Annotated in this window: 17 protein-coding genes and 1 pseudogene; 8 read left to right on the top strand and 10 right to left on the bottom strand. The window is 70.1% G+C overall.

What is annotated here, in order from left to right:
- Positions 1-30: 30 nt before the first annotated feature.
- Positions 31-303, top strand: a pseudogene (locus tag G5T42_RS17605) (UbiA family prenyltransferase); the annotation flags it as partial.
- A gap of 121 nt (positions 304-424) precedes the next feature.
- Entirely contained in the window at positions 425-763 is a 339-nt protein-coding gene (locus G5T42_RS17610) for a hypothetical protein (protein WP_241246095.1), read from the top strand.
- Between the two features lie 148 nt (positions 764-911).
- On the opposite strand, the gene G5T42_RS06000 is transcribed toward G5T42_RS17610, so the two are convergent.
- The 4 genes from G5T42_RS06000 to G5T42_RS06015 form a co-directional block, all read right to left on the bottom strand.
- Entirely contained in the window at positions 912-2,048 is a 1,137-nt protein-coding gene (locus G5T42_RS06000; protein ID WP_165126790.1) for an NAD(P)/FAD-dependent oxidoreductase, read from the bottom strand.
- Complete coding sequence (locus tag G5T42_RS06005; RefSeq protein WP_165126792.1) at positions 2,041-2,940, bottom strand: methyltransferase domain-containing protein; 900 nt, start codon at positions 2,938-2,940, stop codon at positions 2,041-2,043. The genes G5T42_RS06000 and G5T42_RS06005 overlap by 8 nt, the downstream gene beginning before the upstream one ends.
- Positions 2,937-4,046 (bottom strand): type III polyketide synthase, encoded by a 1,110-nt coding sequence (locus G5T42_RS06010; RefSeq protein WP_165126794.1) that lies wholly within the window; start codon positions 4,044-4,046, stop codon positions 2,937-2,939. The genes G5T42_RS06005 and G5T42_RS06010 overlap by 4 nt, the downstream gene beginning before the upstream one ends.
- Before the next feature lie 106 nt (positions 4,047-4,152).
- Positions 4,153-5,604, bottom strand: a complete 1,452-nt coding sequence (locus tag G5T42_RS06015; RefSeq protein ID WP_165126796.1) for an MFS transporter — start codon at positions 5,602-5,604, stop codon at positions 4,153-4,155.
- A gap of 125 nt (positions 5,605-5,729) precedes the next feature.
- On the opposite strand from G5T42_RS06015, the gene G5T42_RS06020 reads away from it, so the two are divergent.
- Entirely contained in the window at positions 5,730-6,140 is a 411-nt protein-coding gene (locus G5T42_RS06020) for a VOC family protein (protein ID WP_165126798.1), read from the top strand.
- Between the two features lie 51 nt (positions 6,141-6,191).
- Complete coding sequence (locus G5T42_RS06025) at positions 6,192-6,761, top strand: winged helix-turn-helix domain-containing protein (RefSeq protein ID WP_241245977.1); 570 nt, start codon at positions 6,192-6,194, stop codon at positions 6,759-6,761.
- A 41-nt stretch (positions 6,762-6,802) separates the two neighbouring features.
- On the opposite strand, the gene G5T42_RS06030 is transcribed toward G5T42_RS06025, so the two are convergent.
- Entirely contained in the window at positions 6,803-8,266 is a 1,464-nt protein-coding gene (locus tag G5T42_RS06030) for a glucose-6-phosphate dehydrogenase (protein ID WP_165126800.1), read from the bottom strand.
- Positions 8,267-8,306: 40 nt separating this feature from the next.
- Here G5T42_RS06030 and G5T42_RS06035 point away from each other — a divergent pair, with 40 nt between their 5' ends.
- Positions 8,307-10,175, top strand: a complete 1,869-nt coding sequence (locus tag G5T42_RS06035; RefSeq protein WP_277601772.1) for a glycoside hydrolase family 15 protein — start codon at positions 8,307-8,309, stop codon at positions 10,173-10,175.
- 4 nt (positions 10,176-10,179) lie between these two features.
- On the opposite strand, the gene G5T42_RS06040 is transcribed toward G5T42_RS06035, so the two are convergent.
- From G5T42_RS06040 to G5T42_RS06055, 4 genes are all read right to left on the bottom strand, one after another.
- Positions 10,180-11,286 carry an ABC transporter permease gene (locus G5T42_RS06040; protein ID WP_165126804.1) on the bottom strand — a complete coding sequence of 369 codons (1,107 nt, stop codon included), beginning with the start codon at positions 11,284-11,286 and terminating at the stop codon, positions 10,180-10,182.
- The gene (locus tag G5T42_RS06045; protein WP_165126806.1) at positions 11,283-12,167 is read right to left on the bottom strand and encodes an ATP-binding cassette domain-containing protein; all 885 of its coding nucleotides are present in this window, start codon (positions 12,165-12,167) and stop codon (positions 11,283-11,285) included. Before G5T42_RS06045 ends, G5T42_RS06040 begins: the two co-directional genes overlap by 4 nt.
- A 216-nt stretch (positions 12,168-12,383) precedes the next feature.
- Positions 12,384-13,082 carry a response regulator transcription factor gene (locus G5T42_RS06050; protein ID WP_277601773.1) on the bottom strand — a complete coding sequence of 233 codons (699 nt, stop codon included), beginning with the start codon at positions 13,080-13,082 and terminating at the stop codon, positions 12,384-12,386.
- The gene (locus tag G5T42_RS06055) at positions 13,079-14,347 is read right to left on the bottom strand and encodes a sensor histidine kinase (RefSeq protein ID WP_165126808.1); all 1,269 of its coding nucleotides are present in this window, start codon (positions 14,345-14,347) and stop codon (positions 13,079-13,081) included. Before G5T42_RS06055 ends, G5T42_RS06050 begins: the two co-directional genes overlap by 4 nt.
- Positions 14,348-14,532: 185 nt before the next feature.
- Here G5T42_RS06055 and G5T42_RS06060 point away from each other — a divergent pair, with 185 nt between their 5' ends.
- The 3 genes from G5T42_RS06060 to G5T42_RS06070 are packed head-to-tail and all read left to right on the top strand — an operon-like array spanning position 14,533 to position 16,340.
- Entirely contained in the window at positions 14,533-14,973 is a 441-nt protein-coding gene (locus G5T42_RS06060; RefSeq protein ID WP_165126810.1) for a glyoxalase, read from the top strand.
- Positions 14,974-14,975: 2 nt separating this feature from the next.
- Positions 14,976-15,680, top strand: coding sequence for a helix-turn-helix domain-containing protein (locus G5T42_RS06065; protein ID WP_165126812.1), 705 nt, complete (start codon positions 14,976-14,978; stop codon positions 15,678-15,680).
- Positions 15,681-15,701: 21 nt separating this feature from the next.
- Positions 15,702-16,340: a dihydrofolate reductase family protein gene (locus tag G5T42_RS06070; RefSeq protein WP_165126814.1), complete on the top strand. Its 639-nt coding sequence runs from the start codon at positions 15,702-15,704 to the stop codon at positions 16,338-16,340.
- A 293-nt stretch (positions 16,341-16,633) separates the two neighbouring features.
- On the opposite strand, the gene G5T42_RS06075 is transcribed toward G5T42_RS06070, so the two are convergent.
- Entirely contained in the window at positions 16,634-19,375 is a 2,742-nt protein-coding gene (locus G5T42_RS06075) for a hypothetical protein (protein ID WP_165126816.1), read from the bottom strand.
- Positions 19,376-19,492: the final 117 nt, after the last annotated feature.

Here is a 19,492-nt window from a genome sequence, read left to right on the forward strand (position 1 = left end):
ATAGCCGTGGGGCTCGACCCGTGGCGGCTCGTGCTCCTGACCATCGCCGTCTTCTTCGGCCAGCTCTCGATCGGCCTCTCGAACGACGCCGTCGACGCTCCCCGCGACCGCGCCGTCGGGCGCACCGACAAGCCGATCGCGCGGGGCGACGTCAGCGAGCGCGCCGCCTGGGCGGCCGCGATCACGACCGTGGCGCTCGCACTCGTGCTCTCGGCTCCCCTCGGGTTCGGGATGCTGGCGGCCCACGCCGTCTTCCTCGCCTCGGCGTGGTCGTACAACGCCGCTCTGAAGTCGACGCCGTTCTCGATCGTCCCGTTCCTCGTGAGCTTCGGGATCTTCCCGTCCCTCGCGACGCTGGCCGCGCCAGACCCCGGAGTGGCCGCGCCGTGGGGGGTGGATCGCGGGCGCCGCGCTCGGCGCGGCCGTGCATCTGACGAACGTCCTTCCCGACCTCGACGACGACCGGCGCACCGGGGTCCGCGGCCTGCCTCACCGGCTCGGAGCCCGCGCCTCGGCCGTCGTCGCGGCGGCCGGCATCGTCGTGGGCGCGGTCGCGGTGCTCGTCGGGTCGTCGGGCGCCGACCTCGGCGCCGTCGCGCCGATCGGCTGGGCGTTCTTCGCCGCCGTGGTGCTCGTCGCGGTCGCGACCGCCGTGCTGGCTCTCGTCCGGCCCCCGACGAGGCTGCTGTTCCGCCTCGTCATGCTCGCGGCGCTCCTCCTCGCCGCGCAGCTCGTCGCGACGGGCGGCGCGGTCGCGGCTTGAGGCCCGGCCGGCCGCCGGCGGCGAGACCGGCCGGCGGCAAGTACGTACGTTCTCGTCGAAAGCACCCGAAATGTGCGGGCATAACGTGTGGTTTCGGCGAGATCGTACGCTTTCGCCGCCCTGGAAAGGGGGGCGGGGCGGGCGGCGCTCAGGCGTCGCGGTCGAAGCCCATCGAGTAGGCGTGGGCGAGGAGGCGGGCGCCGGGCGGCAGGAGCGCCACGCGCAGCCCGGCGCCGCGCACGGCGTGGGCGGCGGGCCCGAGCCCGCGGCCCAGCGAGGTGTTGAGCGTCGCGATCGCGGCGGCCGTGCGCGCGGAGGCGATGCGGCGCCTCTCCCAGCGTGCGAGCTCGGCGTCGGGGGCCGTGCCGGAGTGGGCCCAGGCGGCGAGGAGCGGCGCGAGGGTCGCGGCATCCAGCAGTCCGAGGTTCATGCCCTGCCCGCCGATGGGGCTCACCTCGTGGGCCGTGTCGCCGATGACGAAGAGGCGATCGCGCCGAAGTGCGGGGGCCACGACGCGGCGGACCTCGAAGGGGGTCGCGGTCGTGACGAGCGCCGCGTCCTGCCCGCGCTGGTCGAGCGCTCGCCGCAGCCGATCCCGGCGCGCTTCGCTCGACACTTCTCGCGGCGCGGGATCCCACGCGACGAACCGGCGCCTCCCACCCGGAAGCGGGAACGACTCGAGCACGCCGGAGCGGTCGATGTCGATGACGGCCAGGTCGGCCTCGGCGGGGGCCGCGACATCCGTCATGAGGTACCGGTCGGCGTACGCGCGCACGCCCAGCGCGCCCCGCCGGTACACCAGCGGGCGCGCACGCCATCCGCCCGCGACCACGACGAGCGGCGCTGACAGCTCGCCGTCGTCGACCTGCACGCGCACCCGGCGCGCCTCGGGCAGGAGGTGCTTGACTGCCGTACCGCGGCGGGCGGGCGGCGCGCCGGCGGCCAGCGCCTGCTCGGTGGCTGCCTGCGGCAGCGCCGCGACGAACGGGAAGCGCCGGTTCAGCCGATCGAACCGCACGACGCCGAGCGTCCGCCCGTCTGACCGCGCCTCGCCGCGCGTCACGCGCACCGCCGAGGCGAGGAGCCGCTCGGTGATCCCGGATGCCTCGAGCGCGGCCAGCACCGGAGAATGCACGCCAATTGCCCGCGACCCCTCGCCCGGCACGGTGCGCTGCTCGAGCAGCGCCACCTCGACGTCGCGGCGGGCGAGCTCGGCGGCGAGGAGCGTGCCGACCGGCCCCGCGCCGACGACGATGACCTGAGGCCCGCCGCCCCGCTCAGCCATCGGCACGCGCCTGCGCAGTCGACGCGGCCGCGCCCTCGGGCAGTGCCTTGGCATCGGACGCCGCCGGGCCCCCGACCCGCGCGTCAGCGTCGGACGCCGCCCGGCCCTCGCCCCGCGCCTGTGCATCGGACGCGGCCTTGCTCCGCGCGACGGCGTCGGCCGACGCGCCCTCGACCCGCACCTCGCCATCGGACGCCGCCCCACCCCCGGCCCGGGCCTCCGCGACGATGCGGAAGGGCGAGGCATCCGTCACCCGCCACGGCGCGCCGAGCGAACCTGCGAGCTCGTCGGCGTGGTAGCTCCGGCGGATCGACCGGAGTCCGTCTGTGCGCAGGAACGTGCCCGGCGCGAACGGCGTGACGGCGATGGCGTAGAGCCCGTACGCGGCGCGGCTGCGGCGGATGTCGGAGTGCAGCACGATGCCGTCGCTCAGCGCCCGCGAGTCGGCCGCGAATGCGGCGAGCTCGTCGGCGCCGAGGTGGTGGAGCACGTTGTTCGACAGCACGGCGTCGAACCGCTCGCCCGCGGCGCCAAGGGACGAGGCATCCGTCGCCCGGAACTCGATGCGCGAAGAGGCGCGCTCGCGCGCGACGTCGAGCGCCCGCGGGTCGGGGTCGGCGCCGATCCATCGAACGTCGAGGCCGTCCCGCTCGGCGAGCCGGGAGAGGCGCGCCACGAGGTCGCCTCCGCCCGACCCGAGATCGAGCACGCGCGCGGGCCGATCGAGCGAGCCGAGGAAGGGCCCGAGTCTCGATCGGTACAGCCGGCTCCATCCGCTCCAGAGGCGGTTGACGACGTCGAAGCGGCGCAAGGTGGCGGCGAGGCGCGCGGGGTCGCAGTCGGGGTCGTCCATGAGCTCGACGACGACGGTGTCGCGGGCTCGGAGCGTCACGCCGTGGTCCTGCGCAGGAGCGCCGACTCGACCGTCAGACCCGGGCCGAAGGCGAGGGCGGCGATCTGCGCGTCGCCGAGGTCGTCGTCGCCGAGCAGGTCGCGCAGGATGAACAGGATCGTCGCGCTCGACATGTTCCCCTGCCGGCGCAGCACGTCGCGCGACGCGGCGAGCGCCTCGGGGTCGAGGGCGAGCCCCGACTCGACGCGGTCGAGCACGCTCCGCCCGCCCGGGTGCACGGCCCACACATCGGGCTCCACGTCACCGAGGAACGAGCCGACGGCGCCGCGGATCTCGCGGCCGATGATCCGCGGCACCTCGGCGGTGAGGACCATGTCGAAGCCCTCGTCGCCGATGGTCCACACCATCTCGGACTCGCCCTCGCTCGTCAGCACGGTCCCGAAGCGCTCGAGCTGGAGTCTCGGTCCGTCGCCGAATGAGCGGGCCGACACGACGGCTGCCGCCGCTCCGTCGGCGAAGACGGATGCCGCGACGATCTGCTGCGGATCCTCCGAGGAGCGGATGTGCAGGGTGCACAGCTCGGCGGCCGCGACGAGCACGACGGCGTCGGGCTGGGAATCGCAGATGCGGGATGCCGCGCGCAGGCCCGGCAGCGCCGCCGCGCAGCCCATGAAGCCGATGTGGTACCGCTCGACCGCAGCCGAGAGGCCCAGGTCTTTCACCAGCCGGAAGTCAGGGCCCGGCGCGAACATGCCGGTGCACGATACCGTCACGACGTGCGTGACCGCCTCGGGCGCGACTCCGGCGCCGGCCAGCGCGCGGGCGGATGCCTCGGCGAACAGGGGCGGCGCGAGCCGGATGTAGGCGTCGTTGCGCACGCCGGTCGAGGGTGCGCGGATCGTGCCGTCCTCGCCGGCCAGCGGCATCCCGCTCTCGACGACCGCGGGCACGCCCGACGCGACGGCCACGAGGTCGGCGAGCACGGTGTTGCGGTGCTCGATCGCCGACGCGTCGAAGGCGGCGTGGATGAGGCGCTGTGCGACGCGGCTCAGACCGGGCTGCGACTGGAAGACATCGCGCGCCGCCTCCTGCGAGACGCGAGCGGGGGGTACGGCTGTGCCGATCGACAGGATGCTCGCGGTCATGGTCAACCTTAGGCACGACCGCGCACCCGGCGGGGCGGAATGGCGCAGTCCGCGCCACGAGCCGAACGGGCGGCGTCAGGAGGGTGCGCCGCCCGTCGACCCGCGGTCACGCCTCAGTCGGCCTGCCCTGTGCCTCGTGAGACGCCTCGGTCGCGGCCCGGTCCTCGTCGTCGGCATCGGGCAGTTCGCCCATGCGCCAGAAGGGGCCGGTCACGACGAAGAGGGTCGCGAAAATCTCGCCGATCCCGCCGATCCACAGCGTCGGCACGACGCCGATCCACTCGCCGAGGGCACCGAACAGCAGCGCGCCGATCGGCATGACACCCCACACGACGAAGCGGATCGAGGCGTTCATACGGCCGAGGAGGCGCGTCGGGGTGATCCGCTGGCGGAAGGTCACCTGGGTGATGTTGTACAGCAGCACCGTGAAGCTGCCGATGAAGAAGGCGACGACGAGCATCGGCAGCGCGAGCGTCGGGAACAGGGCGACGAGCGGCACGAGGAGCGGCGCGAAGCCGAAGAGGAGCGAGGAGACGGGGATGGCGCGGGCCTCGCCGATGCGCTTGACGATGTGCGGCGTCGCGATGGCGCCGAGCAGCCCGCCGACGGAGGCGAGCGTGAAGACGAGGCCGAACGCGGCGGGGCTGATGCCGAGCTCGCGGAGCGCGAAGATCGGCAGCAGCGTCGTCGAGGCCATGCCGAAGAAGTTGGCCATGCCGGTCGTGCCGACGATCCGGCGCAGGAGCGGGTTGCCGAACACCCACTTGAGGCCTTCGCCGATCTCCTTGACGAGCGGCTCATGCTCGTGCGCCCGGCGGAGGACCTCGTGGTCCTTCGTGAACAGCAGCGCGACGAACGACGCGAGGTACGTGCCGACGGTGATGAGGATCGCGAAGGGCGCCGCGATGACCCCGACGAGCCACCCGCCGAAGGCGGGGCCGGCCATTCCGGCGAGCTGCTCCGTGGACTGCAGCTTGCCGTTCGCCTCGGCGATCTGGTCGCGGCGCACGAGCGACGGGATGATGCTCTGGTTCGACACGTCGAAGAACACTGTCGCGACGCCCATGATGAGCGCGACGACGTAGACGTGCCACATCTGCAGCACGCCCAGGAAGGCGAGGAGCGGCAGCATCCCGAGCGCGACGGCCCGGACGAGGTCGGCCCAGATCATGACGTGACGCTTGCGCATGCGGTCGATCCAGGCGCCCGCCGGCAGTCCCACGACGAGGAAGGCCGCGACGTTGGCGGCCGTCAGGACGCCCACCTCCCACTCGGTCGCGTGCAGCAGCAGCACAGCGAGCACGGGGATCGCGAGCTCGGTGATCTGCGCGCCGAACTGGCTGAGAGCCTGCCCGCTCCACATCGTGAGGAAGTTGCTGTCCCGCCACAGCGACCCCTTGGGCGCGACAGCGGCGGCGCCGCGCGGGGCGAGGTCCTGGTCGGCTTCGACGGCGTCGTCGGCAGATCCGCGCGAGGTGGGGAAGGATGCCTCGGCCCGCGCCTCGGCGAGAACCTGGGGCTCGACGTCGGCGTCGACTCCCTCGGGTGATTGGGACATGTCAATCAGTGTGCGCCACCGATTGAGGGTTGTCAATCGGTGGACCGCACGGGCGGCTGGCCCTCTGGACACGCGCCCCGGTCTGGAGGATCGTGAGACGGGGGCCCGACCGATGGGGAGATGCCATGTTCACACCGAATCGACCGTTCTCGAGCTTCGCCGTCCCTGACCTGGACGCCGCCGTCGCGTTCTATCGCGACACGCTCGGACTCGACCTCACCGTCTACGAGGAGATGGGCGGCGGCTTCACGATCGCCCTTCCGCAAGGCGGCGCGGTCTTCGTCTATCCGAAGCCCGACCACGAGCCCGCCGTGTTCACGATCCTGAACTTCAGCGTCGACGACGTCGATGCCGCGGTCGACGATCTCAACTCACGCGGCGTCGTGACGAAGATCTACACCGACCCCGACTACGGCACCGACGAGAAGGGGATCTCGCGGGGGTTTGAGGGGGGCCCCGACATCGCGTGGTTCCGCGACCCGGCGGGCAACGTGATCGCCGTCGGCGAGATGATGGCGCAGATGATGGGCGGATGAAGCGCCCCCGCGACTGATCGGGAAACATCGATCAGTCGCTAGAGTCGGACCGTGGGCGCTGCCGAAGACCGCATCGAACTCCGCCCGGGGGATCCCGAGGCGGAGGCGCGCATGCGCGCGCTGAGCTCTCCGCTGCGCCTGCGCATCCTGCGCCTGTGCGCCTTCGAGTCGCGCACCAACAAGGAGCTCGCCGACCTTCTGCACGTCAACCCCGGCACGATGCTGCACCACGTGCGCACGCTCGTGAACACGGGCTACCTCGCCGCCGAGCCCGAGCGCGCCGGCGCCCAGGGCTCCCGCGAGGTGCCCTACCGGGCCACGGGCCTGTCGTGGCGCACGTCGATGCCCGGCGGCTCCTACACGCTCGTCGAGACCTTCCTCCAGCAGATCGAAGGCCTCGCGGACGGGGACCTCGACACGACATGGCTCGGCCTCAAGCTCAACGAGGAGCACAAGGAGGAGCTCCAGCAGCGCCTCATGGACCTCGTCAACGAGTTCAAGGACCGCGGTCCCGATCCGGACGGCGACACCTACTCGCTCTTCACGGCCTTCCATCCCGACGACAATCCGCCGGGTCCGGGCTCGGCGAGCGCGCAGAGCTCAGCGAGCGCGCCGGGGTGAGCCGGGATCAGGACTGAGCCGCGGTCAGGGCTGAGCCGGGATCAGGACTGAGCGGCGGCCTCAGGGTCGGCGGCGGGCACCAACGGCGCTTCGAAGCTCCCGGTTCCCAACGCCGGCCAGTCCTCGGGTCCTGCCGAGCCCGCGGGGTACTCCTCGAGGGGAACGGCGCCGCTCCGCCAGGCGTCGAGGACGGGCTGAACGATGCGCCAGCACTGCTCGGCGGTGTCGCCGCGGACCGACAGCGTCGGGTCGCCGTCGAGGATTCCCTCGAGAACTTCGCTGTACGCCCGGCGCTCGCCTTCGCCGAACTCCGACTCCAGGGCGGCGCGGTCGAGGTGGAACGGGTCGCCGGGGCCGTTGAGGTTCAGCTCGAGCGACATCCGGTCGGGTCCGAGCGAGAGGCGGAGAACCGAGGGCGCGGTCGATCCCTCGAACCCGGTCGGCAGGTGCGAGACGTCCTTGAAGCGCATCACGATCTCGCTGACCTTGGCGCCGAGACCCTTGCCCGACCGGAGGGTGAACGGGACGCCGGCCCACCGCGAGGTGTCGACCTCGAAGGTCACCTCGGCGAGCGTCTCGGTCTCATGGGAGGGGTCCACACCCGGCTCGTCGACGTAGTCCGGCAGCTGCCGCTCGCCGATCGAGCCGGCGGTGTAGCGCGCGCGTCGCGAGTGGGCCGCGGCATCCCCTTCCCACACCTTCGTGGCGCGCAGCGCCGCCGCCTTCGCGTCGCGGAAGTCTACGGCGTCGAGGGTCGCCGGCGGGTCCATCGCGACGACCGCCAGCACCTGCAGCAGGTGGCTCTGGATCATGTCGATCATCGCGCCCGCGGTGTCGTAGTAACCCGCGCGCCCTTCGAGCCCGAGCGTCTCGTCGTAGCGGACGGTGACGTTCTCGATGTGGTCGTTCGACCAGACCGGCTCGAACACCCGGTTGGCGAAGCGCAGGCCGAGCACGTTGAGCACGGTCGACCGGCCCATGAAGTGGTCGATCCGGTACACCTGCTCCTCGGGGACCAGCGTCGTCAGCTGCTCGTTCAGCCGCCGAGCGGTCGCCTCATCGCTTCCGAACGGCTTCTCGAGCGCCAGGATGAGCCCGTCCGGGAGGTCGACCTTCTCGAGGGCCCGGCACCCCTTCTCGGCGATCGCGGGCGGAACGGCGAAGTACAGCGCGATGCGCCCCTCGCACTCCTTCAGCAGGCCGGCGAAGTCCTCCGAGTCCGTGATGTCCGTGCGGCGATAGGTGGTGTGCTCCCGCACGTCCTTGACCGTCTCCCCATCGGCCTTGGCCGAGGCGAACGCCTTCTCGACGATGCCGCGCCACCTCTCGTCGTCCCAGTCGTCCATGCCCGCTCCGATGAGACGCACCTTGCGGTGGGGCTCCTCGGTCAGCAGCTGCGCGAGTGCGGGGAGGAGAAGTCGGGACGTCAGATCGCCCGAGGCCCCGAGGATGCACAGGGTCGTGTCGATCGATTCCACCGGGTCGCTCGTCTGGGACGCGTTCATGGCGTCACTGTAACCCTCTGAGAATCGGCCTTCGGGGGGCTTGCGCTGGGAGAATCGGACGATGGCGATGCCGATCGAGGACTATGCGCTGCTGAGCGACTGCCACTCCGCGGCGCTCGTCTCCCGCGAGGGGTCGATCGACTGGCTGTGCCTCCCGCGCTACGACTCGGCCTCGATGTTCGGAGCGCTTCTCGGCACCGACGACCATGGCCGCTGGCAGGTGCGCCCGCACGACAAGACGGCACGGGCGACCCGCTCGTACGACGGCGACTGCTTCTCGCTCGTCACGCGCTGGGAGACCTCCTCGGGCGTCGCCGAGGTCGTCGACCTCATGCCCTACGGAGGTCACCGCGCCGACGTCGTCCGCCGCGTGCGGGGCATCTCCGGCTCCGTCTCGTTCTCGGAGGAGCTGCGCATCCGTTTCGGCTACGCGCGGGCGCTCCCGTGGGTGCGACAGGTCGGCACCGCCGCCGAGCCGGCTCTCGTCGCGACCGCGGGACCCGACGCCATCGTCGTGCGCGGGCCGCGGCTGCATCCCTCGAATCACTCGCACACCGCGCGCTTCGACGTCGCCGCCGGCGAGACGGTCGACCTGCAGCTCACGTGGTTCCGCTCGCACCACCCGGTGCCGCGCCCCATCGACGTCGACGAGGCGATCGCCCGGACGAGCGCGTGGTGGGCGGAGTGGGCGGGCCGCATCGACTACGACGGTCCGCACCGCGAGGCCGTGATCCGATCCCTCCTCGTGCTGCGTGCTCTGACGTATGCGCCGACGGGCGGCATCGTGGCGGCGGCGTCGACGTCGCTGCCCGAGGACTTCGGTGGCGTCCGCAACTGGGACTACCGCTACGTCTGGCTGCGGGATGCCTCGCTCACGCTCGAGGTGCTCCTCGACCACGGATTCCTGCGGGCGGCCGAGGAGTGGCGCAACTGGCTCGTCCGCGCCGTCGCGGGGGACCCGGCCGACGTGCAGATCATGTACGGGGTGGCGGGGGAGCGCGACCTCGCGGAGCACGTGATCGAGAGCCTTCCGGGGTACGACGGCGCGGCGCCCGTCCGCACGGGCAACGGCGCCGTCGACCAGTACCAGGCCGACGTCATCGGCGAGGTCATGGTGGCCCTCGAGGCCGCCCGGATGGCCGGCGTCGACGAGACGCGCTTCTCCTGGCCGCTGCAGCGTTCGCTGCTGAAGTTCGTCGAGGCCAACCTCGATCGCCCCGACAACGGCATCTGGGAGATCCGCGGGGAGCCACGGCACTTCACCCACTCCCGCGTCATGATCTGGGCCGCGTTCGACCGGGGCGTTCGGGCCGTGCGCGAGGCGGGCCTCGATGGACACCCGGAGCGCTGGGAGCGCCTCCGGGATCGCATGAAGGCCGAGATCGACCGGCACGGCTATGACGAGAGCGTGGGCCACTTCGTGCAGGCGTACGGCTCGACCGAGGTCGATGCGTCGCTCCTGCTCCTTCCCGAGGTCGGCTTCTGCAGGCCCGACGACCCCCGGATGCTGCGCACCGTCGCCGCGATGGAGCGCGACCTCATGCACGACGGCCTGCTCCACCGCTACCGCACGACGACGGGGGTCGACGGCATCCCGGGTGGCGAGCATCCGTTCCTCGCCTGCTCGTTCTGGCTCGTCGAGCAGTACGCGACGAGCGGCAGGCGCGACGACGCCGCCGAGCTCATGGACCGGCTCATCGACCTCACGAACGACGTCGGCCTGCTCTCGGAGGAGTACGACGTGGAGGGCCGGCGGCACGTCGGCAACACTCCGCAGGCGCTCTCGCACCTGGGCCTCGTGCGCGCCGCCGACGCCCTCCTCGGACGTCGTGGCCGGGCCGCCGACCGCCGTCGGTACAACGGCGGCGACGGCACCCGCGGCTCGGACGCCGGCGACGCGGCACCCTGACCCGTCAGCGGGCGAGCGCCTCTTTGAGCGAGACCCGTCCGCCCATCCGGAGCAGGGAGTTCTCGTAGATCCGCGCGCCCACGAGGATCGCGCCCACGCAGGTCGCGATGAGGATCGCGAGCGAGAGCAGCGGCTCCCACCACTGCGCCTGTCCGAGGAAGAGGCGCATGGGCATGCCGACGGGCGCCGAGAACGGCACGTACGACATGATCGCGAGCACGGTCGGGTTGTCGTTGAAGAAGATCACGAGGAAGTACGGCGCCATGATGAGCATCGTGAGCGGCGTCGTGGTCGAGCCGATGTCCTCCTGACGCGACACCATCGAGGCTGCCGCCGCAAAGAGCGACGCGAGCAGGATGAAGCCGAAGAGGAAGAACACCGCGAACCACGCGATCGGGCCGCCGAGTCCCTGCAGGAGCGCGGTCTGCCCCGTGATCGTCAGCCCGACGACGGCGATCGCGGCGAGCACGAGGATCTGCGCCATTGCGAGGATCGTGTTCCCGATGACCTTGCCCGCGAGGAGGACGCGCACCGGGATGGCCGAGATGAGCAGCTCGACGACGCGCGTCTGCTTCTCTTCGACGACGCTCTGCGCGATCGTGCCGCCGAAGAGCGACGCGGCGAGGAGGAACACGATGCCGAAGCCGATCGCAGCGATGTAGCCGAGCGCAGCATTGCCCTGCTCGGGGTCGAGCAGCTGGACGGGCGGCAGCTCGGCGAGCTGGAGAAGCAGCTGCGTCGGGGCGCTGGAGTCGGCGACGACGGCGTAGCCGAGAGGCGACGACGCGTCGCCCACGACGGCGGCATCCACGTCGCCGCTCCGGACGGCGGCCTCGGCGGCGGAGCGGTCGGCGACGTCGGTGACGTCGAGGCCCTGCACATCGGCGACGTACTGCTGGGCGTCGGGCGTCACGGCGACGGGCGTGCCGGTGTTGTTCGCCGCCGCGAAGCCTCCCCAGATGACCAGGGCGAGGGCGCCGATGAAGAGGATCGCGGTCGAGATGACGAAGGCCTTGCTGCGCAGCTTCGAGCCGATCTCGCGCTCGGCGACGAGCCAGATGCCCTGCGCGGCGCTCAGGCCGGCGGACGGGCGGGTGGTCGGGGTGCTCACTGGATGACCTCCTTGAAGATCTGGGCGAGGGACGGATGCTGCGGCGCGAAGCTCGCGACATCCCCCTGCGCCACCGCCCGGCGCAGCACGCGCTGCGCCGTCTCGTCGCTGTCGACGTCGAACACGGCGTACCCGCCGGCGAAGTCCCGCACCTCGACGCCCGGCTCCGACCGGAGCCAGCCGGCGTCGCCCGCCGACACGAGCTCGAAGCGGCGGCTCGAGTGCTGCGCCCGCAGCTCGTCGCGTGCCCCTGCCGCGCGGATCGTTCCGCCCGCGATGATCACGAGGTCGTCGCAGAGCCGCTCGACGACGTCGAGCTGATGCGACGAGAAGAGGACGGATGCCCCGGCAGCCGCCCGCTCCTGCAGCACTCCCGCGACGACGTCGACAGCGAGCGGGTCGAGTCCCGAGAACGGCTCGTCGAGGATGAGCACCTCGGGGTCGTGCACGAGGGCGCCCGCGATCTGGGCGCGCTGCTGATTGCCGAGCGACAGCGTCTCGACGTTGTCGTTCAGTCGCTCGCCGAGTCCGAGCTGCTCGAGCAGAGCCTGCGCGCGGGCCGCGGCATCCGTCTTCGGAAAGCCGTGCAGGCGCGCGAGGTAGGTGATGTGCTCGTGCACCTTCATCTTCGGGTAGAGCCCCCGCTCTTCGGGCATGTAGCCGAAGCGGCGCCGGTCGGCCGTCGTCACCTCGACGCCGTCGAGGGTCACCGACCCGCCGTCCTTCGCAAGCACGCCGAGGACGATCCGCATCGTCGTCGTCTTGCCCGCGCCGTTCCCGCCGACGAAGCCGGTCAGGCGTCCGGGCTGAACGGCGAATGCGACGTCGTCGAGCACGAGCCTCCCTCCGTAGCTCTTCGTGATCCCGGTCAGCTGCAGCATCGGCTCCTCCTCGTCGTCGGGCGGTGTGCCGCCCTCTCGACTCACGGTACGGATGAGCGGGCGCCGGGGCCTCCCCCTCGGGGTGGAGATCCGGCCCCCTCGGCGGTCGGAGGTTCCGATCCTGACGGCCCACTCCATGGCCTTGCCCCGCCGGAGGTGGGCTCTGCCGAGCTTCGACGAAAGGCCCGGCCGGAGCATCCGTCGCCCCCGCGTCCGTCAGGCGAGCCCGTGGCGGTGCGCGTACACGACCGCCGCGACGCGGTCCCGCGCCCCGAGCTTCGCGAGGACGTTCGAGACGTGCGTCTTCACCGTCGCCTCGCCGATGTGCAGGTGGGCGGCGATCTCGGCGTTGCTCAATGCCTGGGCGACGAGCTGAAGCACCTCGGCCTCGCGGTCGGTCAGGTCGACCGTGATGCGCTCGGGGTCGGGCTCGCGCGGCGACCGGGCGACCCCCGCGGCGACCGGAGCGGACTGCGCGAACCGCGCGATCACGCGGCGCGTCACCTCCGGTGCGAGGAGAGCGTCGCCGGCGGCGGCGACCCGAACGGCGTTCACGAGCTCTTCCGGGCCGGCGTTCTTGAGCAGGAATCCGCTCGCACCGGCGCCGAGCGCGTCGAAGAGATAGTCGTCGCGGTCGAACGTCGTCACGATGACCACGGCGGTGTCGATGCGTTCGTCGGCGACGATGCGCCGCGTCGCCTCGAGACCGTCCATGTCGGGCATCTGCACGTCCATGCAGACGACATCCGGCTGCAGAGCGGATGCCGCGGCCACCGCCTCGGTCCCCGTCGACGCCTCGCCGACGACGACGATGTCGCCCGCCACCTCGAGGATCATGCGGAAGCCGGCCCGCATGACGGCGTGATCGTCGACGAGCAGCACACGGATGGCCGGCACGGGATAGCCGGCGCTCACGACCGCACCCGCTCGGCCAGGGGCACGTGCAGTCGCACGAGGAATCCGCCGCGCTCGCGAGGCCCGATCTCGATGGAGCCGCCCGAGGCGGCGGCGCGCTCGCGCATGCCGACGATGCCGAGGCCCGGGCGGTGCGGGGTCGAGCCGCGTCCCGTGTCGGTGACCTCGAGCTCGATGGCGTCCTCGCCATAGCGGAGGCGCACGTCGGCCGAGGCATCCTTCCCCGCATGCCGGCGGGCGTTCGTGAGCGCTTCCTGCGCGACGCGGTAGGCGTTCACCTGCACGAGGTCGGGGAGCGGCCGGGGCTCGCCGACGATCGTGAGGGTCGTCGGCAGGCCGTTGGCGTTGGCATGCGCGACGAGTTCGTCGAGGCCGTCGAGGCGCAGGATCGAGCCGCTCGGCGCTTCGGCCGTCGACGTGCGCAGCGTCTCGAGCAGTTGCCGCAGCTCGGTGAGGGCGGAGCGGGCGGATGCCTCGACCCCGAGCAGCGCGTCACGCGCGGCGTCTGGATCCCGGTCCATGACGGCGCGCGCCGCACCGGCCTGCACGCCCATCGCCGAGACGTGGTGCGCGACCACGTCGTGCAGCTCGCGCGCGATGCGCACGCGGTCCAGCGCGACGGCCTGCGCCGCGGTCACCTCGCGCTCGCGCTCGAGCTCGTGCGTGCGCTCCTGGAGTGTCGCGCGCTCGATCGCCGAGGCGTACGCCCGGTCGCCCATGTAGTACGCCCCGCCGAAGAACGCGGCATTGACGAGGAACTGGATCAGCATGAACGCGACGAAGGGCGAGAACAGCCCCTCGCGGGAGAGACCCTCGTCGGTCGGCGCTGTCGCCGACTGGAAGGTCGTGACCAGCAGCCACACGAACATCCCGATGATGATGCCGATGCGCACGTACATCGCACGGCGGCGGTCGTCGACCCACGCGCCGACCGTGTACATGGCGATGAAGACGGCGATGTTGCCGACGTAGATCTCGGGGATCCGCAGGGTCACGCCGACGAAGAAGACGACGGCGACGGCGACGGCGACGAACTCGGGGTAGCGGCGGCGCAGCGCGAGGGGCGCCGTCAGTGCGAATGAGTAGAGGAGCGCGGAGCCGAGCCCCTTCGCCGTGTCGGTGCCGTAGACCCCGGCCACGATGCCGAGTGCGGCGCTGAGGACGGCGCAGAGGAGCAGGCCGGCAGCCAGCCAGAGGTCGTTCCGGTGGTCGCGCGGAGTGGGCGCCGGACGGCGCAGCGGTCCCGTGGGCGGGGGAGCGGACATCCCTCCACGCTACGGGGGAGCGGGTGCCTCGACATCCCCCGTGCGAGGGAGGAAACACGGATTTACTTGCTATTGACAAGCGAACTTGCTTTTTGCAACTATGGTTCGACAAGCTCACCAACCGCGGTGAGAACCAACCCAACAGAGGGTGGACGGCAAGGAAGCCCACCGGCAAGGAGCAGGAAATGCCCACGAACATCTTCGTCAACCTCCCGACGGATGACCTCGACCGCGCGAAGGCGTACTACACGGCCCTCGGCTGCGATCTCAATCCCAACTTCACCGACGACAATGCGGCGTGCATCGTGTGGAGCGACGACATCTACTTCATGGTGCTCACGAAGGCCTACTTCTCGACCTTCACCGACAAGGAGATCGCCGACCCGCGGACGCACTCGCAGGTGCTCTTGTCGATCAGCCGCGACTCGCGCGACGATGTCGACAAGATCATCGAGGCGGGCGTCGCCGCCGGCGGCACGGCCCCAGGCGACCCGCAGGACTACGGCTTCATGTACGCCCGCGACCTCATCGACCCCGACGGCAACGGCATCCAGTTCATGTGGATGGACCCGGAGGCGGCCGCCAAGGGACCCGAGGCCTACATGGCGGAGCAGGCCAGGGCGTAGTCGTGGCCTCCCGCAGCTACGGGCAGTACTGCGGAGTGACGTCGGCCGTCGAGCTGATCGGCGAGCGGTGGGCCGTGCTCATCGTCCGCGATCTGCTCGTCGGCCCTCGCCGTTACACCGATCTGAAGCAGGGGCTGCCCAAGATCCCGACGAACATCCTCTCCACGCGGCTCAAAGAGCTGCAGGAGAGCGGCGTCGTGCGCCGAGTTCCGCTCCTGCACTGCGGCCTCGTCTACGAGCTGACCGACTACGGACGGATGCTGGAGCCCATCGTGCTGGCCCTCGGTCGCTGGGGCTTCCGGGCGATGGGCGATCCCGGTCCGGACGACGTCGTGACGGCGGACTCGCTGACCATGGCGCTTCGGACGTCTTTCCGGACGGATGCCGCGGCATCCCTCCCTCCCGCGATCTACGAGCTGCATGTCGGCGACATCGTGCTGCGCGTCCAGGTCGAGGGCGGCGACCTCTACGTCACCCAGGTCGCACCGGCGGGGCGGCCCGTCGATCCGCTCGCGCGCAGGGCCCCGGGAGGAGAGACCGGACTCGTCTTCGCGGCGGGCCCCGGCATCCGTCGTCTCATCTCGGGGGAGCTCACGCCGGGCGAGGCGATCGACCAGGAGGTCCTCGCGGTCGTCGCCGGCGATGCCACGCTGCTCGATCGGTTCGCGGCCACCTTCCACATCGACGACGCCCTGGCGGCGGCCTGAACCCGAGACGAGGATGAACCCATGACGAACGAGACGAACGGCCGCGGCCGGATCTTCATCGACCTCTTCACGACCCTCGACGGCGTCGCGCAGGCGCCGGGCGGTCCTGACGAGGACACGTCGGGCGGATTCCCCTTCGGCGGGTGGCAGGCGCCCTTCCGCGACGAGGTCATCGGGCGCGAGATCATGGCGGGCATCTCGAACATGGACGCGCTGCTGCTCGGCCGGCGCACGTACGACATCTTCGCCGCGTACTGGCCGAACTACCGTGACGGCGAGGACAATCCGATCGCCGAGAAGCTCAACGCCGTGTCGAAGTACGTCGCGTCGCGCGACGAACTCTCGACGGACTGGGCGGGAACGACCCAGCTCGGCGACGACGTGCTGGCCGAAGTCGACGCCCTGCGCGACCGGCACCGCGAGATCCACGTCATCGGCAGCGTCGACCTCGCCCACACGCTCATCGACGCGCAGGTTTTCGACGAGCTCGTGCTGTGGGTGTACCCGGTCGTGCTCGGCCAGGGCAAGAAGGTCTTCCCCGACGGTGTCGCGCCGACTGCGCTGCGCCTCGTCGCGCCCGCGGTGACGGGCGACTCGGGTGCCGTCTCGCTGCGCTACGCCCCGGCGGGGAAGCCGACGACCGGGGATCTGACGCGGTAGGTGGCGCCTGTCGGCGGCTCGCGATGCTCTGCGGCAGACGCCCGCGGCCGGCATATCGGGCTCGGTCACGACAGTGCCGCGGGTCGCTGACGGGTACGGAACGGATCCTCATACCCGCACCGCACGAATAGCGGACGGGCGCGGGCATTGCTGTGCAGGTAAGCGCCGCGTACGGTCCCATCGTGTCAGTTGATGGACACGGCGCGCCGCAGAACTCGTAACTCGCATTGGACGTCGGCCGGGATATCGGGGATCCGTGCGAGAGGCTCCGCGAGCCGGTCGGCCTCTGATGCCTATGCGAGGAACCGCTGTCCCTGCGGGACTCTTGAGGCATAGTGCCTGAGGAGAAGCCGTCCGAGAGTTGCGGCGGCAGGGTCCTTCTTGACGGCCCGCCCCACCGCCCTCGCCAGCGCGCGCCGCGCAGGCTCGCGTTCGAGGGCGGTCCAGAGATCTACCGAGACCACGAGCTGGGACTCCACCAGCATCCGGGGGTCGGCGCTCCTGAGTGCCTCGAGGAGAAGGATGCCTTCGGGAATCTGCTCGACGACCTGCCCAAGTTCGGTTGCCAGAGCGTCGACGCCGCTCTGGCCGCTGCGCAGCGCTGGCTTGACGTAAGTGCGTCCCTCCGTGAGAGTCGTGCGAGCCTGCTTCGCGAGGTCGCTCATGCCGCTCTTGTTCTCGCTCAGTACCAGCGTCGCGAGACATGACGAATTTTCTCGACTGAGCTCGTGTAGCGCTTCAAGCACGATCGCGACTTCTTTGGTCGGCTGCCTTAGCGCCATGTTCAATAGTTCCGAGAGGCTGCGGGGCACGGACAACGTGGTGTCGGCGAACTGGGACACTGCGCTCTCAAGCAGGCGTCGTCTAACCCCAGGGAACTCGATGGCCAAATTGTCGACGTAGAGATCGCCCGCGAGGCCGGCACCGATCAGGGCGATTGGGGTATCCGCACTCTTTGAGTCGTATGTGGCGACCAGGTCGATGAGCTTGTAGATCACATGCTCTTGTCGTTTGAACACTCGACCGGCCGCGAGTAGCCAGGTGTTCCGCCAGTGGCTGGAGGGTACGAGGGCGAGCAGATTGTCGAGGACGGTTTGTTCGTCGCCCTCCGTGAGCGCGCGAGCGGCCATGTACTCCTGAAGAGAGCGGACTTCGAACTGGTACCCGGGTGCCTTCCGCGAAACGAGCATCACGAGCCGCTCGGTGGAAAGCTTCATGAGGGTATCTGCAAGCGAGTCGGACTCGCCCTCGTCGTACCCTGCGGTCTTGTTGAGCCGACGGCGGAGGATGCGGGCGATCTCGTTCTTCGTGAGCGCTGCGTCGGAGTTGCCGGCTTTCTCAGACCTAGCTTGCAACTTCAGGCCCGCCTGTTCGTGAAGATGATCGACGTGCGGACGAAGGGACTTCAGCTCCGAGAACGCCTCGCTCTTCGCTAGTTCTCGGTCGTAGATGACCCGGTAGTAGCGATCGAAGAGCTCGAACCTGTCCGACGGAAGGTCAACTGCTTCCTCTGCCAGCGCAGTCATTATGGTGACCTGCAACGGCGTCGTCATCAGTCTTTGCGTGACCCGCTCGTGGACAGCCTCGATCAGGCGCTCAGAGACCTGCTGGGCCAAGTCAGGGTCGTCGGCGGAACGCAGGCGAGTGAGCGCGTCAGAGTAGTTAAGAGCCTCCGCCTCCGTGAACTCCAGCAAGTCCAGTTGGGTGCAGGGAATAGCTTCGCGGAACTCTCCTCGGTATCCCTGCGGTCTCGTGGTTGCGACGACGAACAGGTCCACGCCTGCAGCGTTGAGGTCGCTTACCAGCGTCCTGACCGCATCCATGAGCCTCGTGCGATCTCGAGCATTCGGGATTTCGTCAAGGCCGTCCAGCACGAGACAGACCGGCCAGGTTCGCATCCACTCCAATAGCGCCGCAGGCTCGGCCGAGCGCCCAGCGACGATGATCGACCCGGCGATGTAGCTGAGCAGCGAGAACGGTCCTTTCGTGGTCGCAATGGAGGTCCCGGCTTTGGCGAGCTCTACGACGAAGGGCCAGCGGCGGCGCTCAGGGGTGGGAATCCCGGCTTCCTTCAGTCTCGCGGCGAGATCTTCGTAAGCTCGAACGGCGGTCGCGCCGTAGCGGCTCACGTCCGTGTCGGCGAGAAACGCGACTCGGTAACCGTGCGCGATGACCTGCGAGATGGTGCTCTTGCCCTGACCGGGGCCACCAACGACCACTGCAGCTCTCGCTCCACCGCCGATGCCGTTTGACAGATTGTCGTCGCCAATCCGGATCACGCTCTCCGCGGTCATCGTACGATTACGATCAGCCGGGTCGCCTTCTGCCCACTCAACGTCGCATGGAAGGTCGATTGCGATGTCGGCGAGGCGCACTTTCGATGAGTCGTTGTAGCCAGAATCGCCGGTGCGTACCCACTGGCGGTTGACGAGTTCGGACACCGCGTGTCCTGCGAGATGCTGAATCTCCAAGGCAGTTGCGGCGGAGAAGAACTCGTCGAGCTTGAGCAGAAAGTCACCAGTGACGATCAGCTCGAAGTACCGCTGGCGGATCGCGGTGTGCTGGTCGAGCATCGTGCGGATCTCGTCGTAGTCCCAGACGTACCAGCCTTCGAGCTCCAGTTCAGTAGCAGCTGACTCCATGTAGCGGTCGAACTGGTCTCTGCCGCCGGTGCTTTTCGTACCGCTGAGCACGACATTGGTCGCGAAGAGCAGGTACTTCGGGGTCCTGTCGCCCACACGCTTCTTAGCGAGCCAGCCGCGCACCTCTTTGCGTGCTTCTTCGAGGAACCACTGCCAGCCCTCGGTCGTCGACGCGACTTTGTGCTTGTACTTCATCTGGATGACGCCGTAGCCGTTCCACTTGAGGCCGGCACCGCGTGGGAAGTTCACCTTGCCATTGAACGTGGCGTCCCGCTGACCGTCACGACCAGCGCCAAACGGGCGCACTCCGTTGCCGAGTTCTGCCTTCGCTAAGGCCTGCAGCATGTGCTCGAACTGCTGCCAGCCCATTCTGCTCAGGTCGTAGTCGCCCATGTGGGTCCTTCCCTCAGATGTGGCACTGAGGTCCCATTGTGATGGCCGGCGGCCGCCGATGCCGACGGGGCTCACTAGCGCTATGGAGCCGAAGCGCACGCAAGAGGATTCCCTTGC

The sequence above is a fragment of the Microbacterium sp. 4R-513 genome, from assembly GCF_011046485.1.
Classification (GTDB): domain Bacteria; phylum Actinomycetota; class Actinomycetes; order Actinomycetales; family Microbacteriaceae; genus Microbacterium.